4 protein-coding genes are annotated in these 3,594 nt (G+C 70.6%); 2 read left to right on the forward strand and 2 right to left on the reverse strand.

Features of this window, described 5'->3' with window-relative positions:
* Positions 1 to 451: amidase family protein (locus tag RT309_RS14265; protein WP_313358104.1), on the reverse strand; the 451-nt coding region annotated here is incomplete at its 3' end.
* 61 nt (positions 452 to 512) lie between these two features.
* Positions 513 to 1,277: a sulfite exporter TauE/SafE family protein gene (locus RT309_RS14270; RefSeq protein ID WP_313358106.1), complete on the reverse strand. Its 765-nt coding sequence runs from the start codon at positions 1,275 to 1,277 to the stop codon at positions 513 to 515.
* A 183-nt stretch (positions 1,278 to 1,460) separates the two neighbouring features.
* Here RT309_RS14270 and RT309_RS14275 point away from each other — a divergent pair, with 183 nt between their 5' ends.
* The gene (locus tag RT309_RS14275; protein ID WP_313358108.1) at positions 1,461 to 2,909 is read left to right on the forward strand and encodes a glyceraldehyde-3-phosphate dehydrogenase; all 1,449 of its coding nucleotides are present in this window, start codon (positions 1,461 to 1,463) and stop codon (positions 2,907 to 2,909) included.
* 42 nt (positions 2,910 to 2,951) lie between these two features.
* Positions 2,952 to 3,594: DNA glycosylase AlkZ-like family protein (locus RT309_RS14280; protein WP_313358109.1), on the forward strand; the 643-nt coding region annotated here is incomplete at its 3' end.

Raw genomic sequence — 3,594 nt, forward strand, 5'->3', positions numbered from 1 at the left:
AGCCGCCCGCCCCGTTCGCGGGGTTCCACGGATCGCGAGTGGGCGGGCCGATCAGCGTCTCGGTGTACCCGGTCAGGCCGAACTCGGGCGTGCTCGTCTTGCCCAGGCTGATCCCGCCGGCCTCGTCGAGCACGGCCGCCTGGTCCGCGGTCACGGTCGGAACGTGATCGTGGTGCAGTCGAGAGCCGAAGCGCGTGAGCACGCCGGCTCGCGCCACGAGATCCTTGTCGGCGAAAGGCAGCCCCCACAGGGCGCCGGCCGGCTCGGCCTCCGTCAGCGCGTCGGCGCGTGCGCGGGCGGCCTCTCCGGTGACCTCCACGAACGCGCCGACCTCCTCGTCGCACCGGGCGATGCGTGTCAGGTAGTGGGCGACGAGATCCGACGGAGAGAACGACCCGGCTCGCAGCCCGGCGAGCTGCTCGATCGCGGTCAGATCATGCAGCTCGGTCATGAATCCGAGCCTAGGCTGACCGCGCCGCTGCAGGCGTGACGAGACCCGCCCACCCCTGACATCATCCGATCAGCAGGGCGACCACGGCGATCGCGCCGATGACGATGATGAGCCCCCGCAGCAGCCAGCCGGGCAGGCGCCGGCCGATCATGGCGCCCAGGCCGGAGCCGGCCAGGGAGCCGACGGCGATCGTGGCGATCGCGACCCACGGCAGCGGACCCGAGAACAGGAAGATGATCGTGGCGACCACGCCCGCGATGGTCTGCAGCACGTTCTTCATCGCGTTCACCCGCTGCAGATCCTCGCCGGTGGTCAGCTCGAGGATGCCGACGATGAGCACGCCCTGGGCGGCGCCGAAGTAGCCGCCATAGACTCCCGTTCCGAAGATGAGCGGCAGCCGCAGCCAGCGCGGCCACAGACCGCCCGTCCGAGGCTGGCGGGCGAGGCGGTTCATCATCGGCTGCACGGCGACCAGCGCGCAGCCCACGACGATGAGCACCGGAGCGACGAGGCGGAACACCTCGGCAGGCAGCGCGAGCAGGGCGAGCGCGCCGAGGACGGCGCCGATGATCGTCAGCACGACGAGCGGTACGAGCGGTCGCCACTGGCCGCGCAGCTCGCGGCGGTACCCGACGACGCCGCCGACGTTGCCGATCGCGAGACCGACGGTGTTCGCCATGTTGGCGGGCACCGGGGGCAGGCCCAGCGCGAGCAGTGTGGGGAACACGATGAGACTGCCCGACCCGACCACGGTGTTGATCACCCCCGCTCCGAGTGCGGCGACGGCGAGGAGGCCGAGTTCGAGTGGAGAGAAGGTGGTGATCATCGGTGCAGCTCAGTTCGCGTGTTAAGAATCCGGTTTCATGGCTCACAGACAGTCTGTCGGATTCTGCATACCGGAATCGTCCTCTCGCATCGCAGCGACGCCTTTAGCCTGGTCGAGGCGGACCCGCCCCCATTCACCGCAGCGCCCGACCCGGCGGCGCTCGAGCAGCACGCAAGGACGCACATGGACGATGTCGTGACACACCGCGACGACTGGAAGGTCAAGGAAGAGCTGGCAGAGCGGATGATCCCGCTCATCGGCGGACTGAACCGGGAGCGCGATGTCGTGACGTCGCTGCACGGGCACCGTCTGCTCGGACTGTCGACGACGGGGATCCTCGAGGTGCACGAGCGGGTCGCGCAGCTCGGCCACCGGCAGATCGCCCTCACCGACACGCTCGCCGTGCTCGAGGCGCTGCGCGAGCTCGCTCCCGGCGCCTCGTCGCTGGACGTGGCGCGTCTGATCGAGGATCACGCCGAGACCGGCGGCGACCTCGACGAGTTCCTGCGCAGCACGCTCGCGCCCGCGCTCGGTGCCGAGCTCTCCGATCCCGTCGACGTGGTGCTCTACGGATTCGGCCGGATCGGCCGGCTGCTGGCGCGCATCATCATCGCGCACACCGGCGGGGGTAGCGGTCTGCGCCTGCGCGCGATCGTCGTGCGCCGCGGATCCGACAACGACATCGTCAAGCGCGCCTCGCTGCTGCTGCGCGACTCGGTGCACGGCCGCTTCGCCGGCACCGTCACCGTCGACGAGGAGAACTCGCAGATCATCGCCAACGGCAACCGCATCCAGGTGATCTACTCCGACGACCCCGCCACCGTCGACTACACCGCGTACGACATCCACGACGCGATCGTCGTCGACAACACCGGCCGCTGGCGCGACGAAGATGGCCTCAGCCGGCACCTGCAGGCGAAGGGCGCAGCGCGCGTGCTGCTCACCGCCCCCGGCAAGGGCGAGCTGAAGAACATCGTGCACGGCATCAACGACGGCACGATCGAGCCGGGCGACCGCATCCTCTCCGCGGCATCGTGCACGACCAACGCGATCACCCCGGTGCTCGCCGCGATCGACGAGGCGTACGGCATCGTCCGCGGCCACGTCGAGACCGTGCACTCATTCACGAACGACCAGAACCTCATCGACAACTTCCACAAGGGCGACCGCCGCGGGCGCTCGGCGGTGCTGAACATGGTCATCACCGAGACGGGTGCGGCCAAGGCCGTCTCTCGCGCCCTGCCGCAGCTCGCCGGCAAGCTCACCGGCTCGGCCATCCGCGTGCCCACCCCTGACGTGTCGCTCGCCGTGCTGCACCTGACACTCGAGAACCCGGCCACGAAGGACGAGCTCAACGACTACCTGCGCCGCGCGTCGCTGCACTCGAGGCTGCGTCAGCAGATCGACTACGTCGAGAGCCCCGAGGTCGTCTCGACCGACTTCGTCGGCTCGCACCGCGCCGGCATCGTCGACGGACTCGCGACGATCGCGAACGACCGTGACGTCGTGCTGTACGTCTGGTACGACAACGAATACGGCTACTCGTGCCAGGTCGTGCGCGTGCTCGAGGTGATGGCGGGCACCCACCCGGTCGTGCTGCCCGCACGCCGCGAGGTGACGCTGCACGCCTGATCGCCGCTGGCGGGTGTCGGAGGCCGCGTGGATCATGGAGACATGGATCCCCGCGGCCTTCTCGCTGCTCGCCTGCGCGCGCATCGACTGACCGCGCCCGCAGCGACCGTCGCCGGCGCGGCACGGCACATGCTCGCGGTGCAGAGCCAGGATCTGCTGGCGGGCCGGTGGGCGCTCGGCGTGCGCACATCGGGCTCTCCGACGCTGGATGCCGTCGACGCGGCCTTCGTGAGTGGGGAGCTGGTGCGCGCCTGGGCGATGCGCGGCACGCTGCACATCATCCCGGCCCGTGCCCTCGCCTGGGTGCTGTCGGTCACGGCCGGCCGGCAGCGGCAGCAGGCCGCCGGACGCCGGCGTGCGCTGGGCATCGACGGCGGGATGCTGGATGCCGCATGGCGCGCCGTCGGCCCGTCGGCGCGAGACGGCGGATGCACCAGAGCCGACGCGTTCGAGCGGATGCGGAGCGCCGGCATCGACCCGACCGGGCAGCGCGGCATCCATGTGCTCTTCGCGCTCACCATCGCCGGCTTGATCTGCCAGGGGCCGATCGACCGCGACGGAGCAGGTGCGGTCTCCCGCGAGCAGCGCTTCGTCGCCACCGCCGACTGGGTCGGCGAGTCGGCGCAGCCCGGCGATCCGCTCGCCGAGCTCTTCGTCCGCTACATCGACGGGCACGGGCCGGCGG

It is taken from the genome of Microbacterium sp., from assembly GCF_032084865.1.
Taxonomy (GTDB): domain Bacteria; phylum Actinomycetota; class Actinomycetes; order Actinomycetales; family Microbacteriaceae; genus Microbacterium.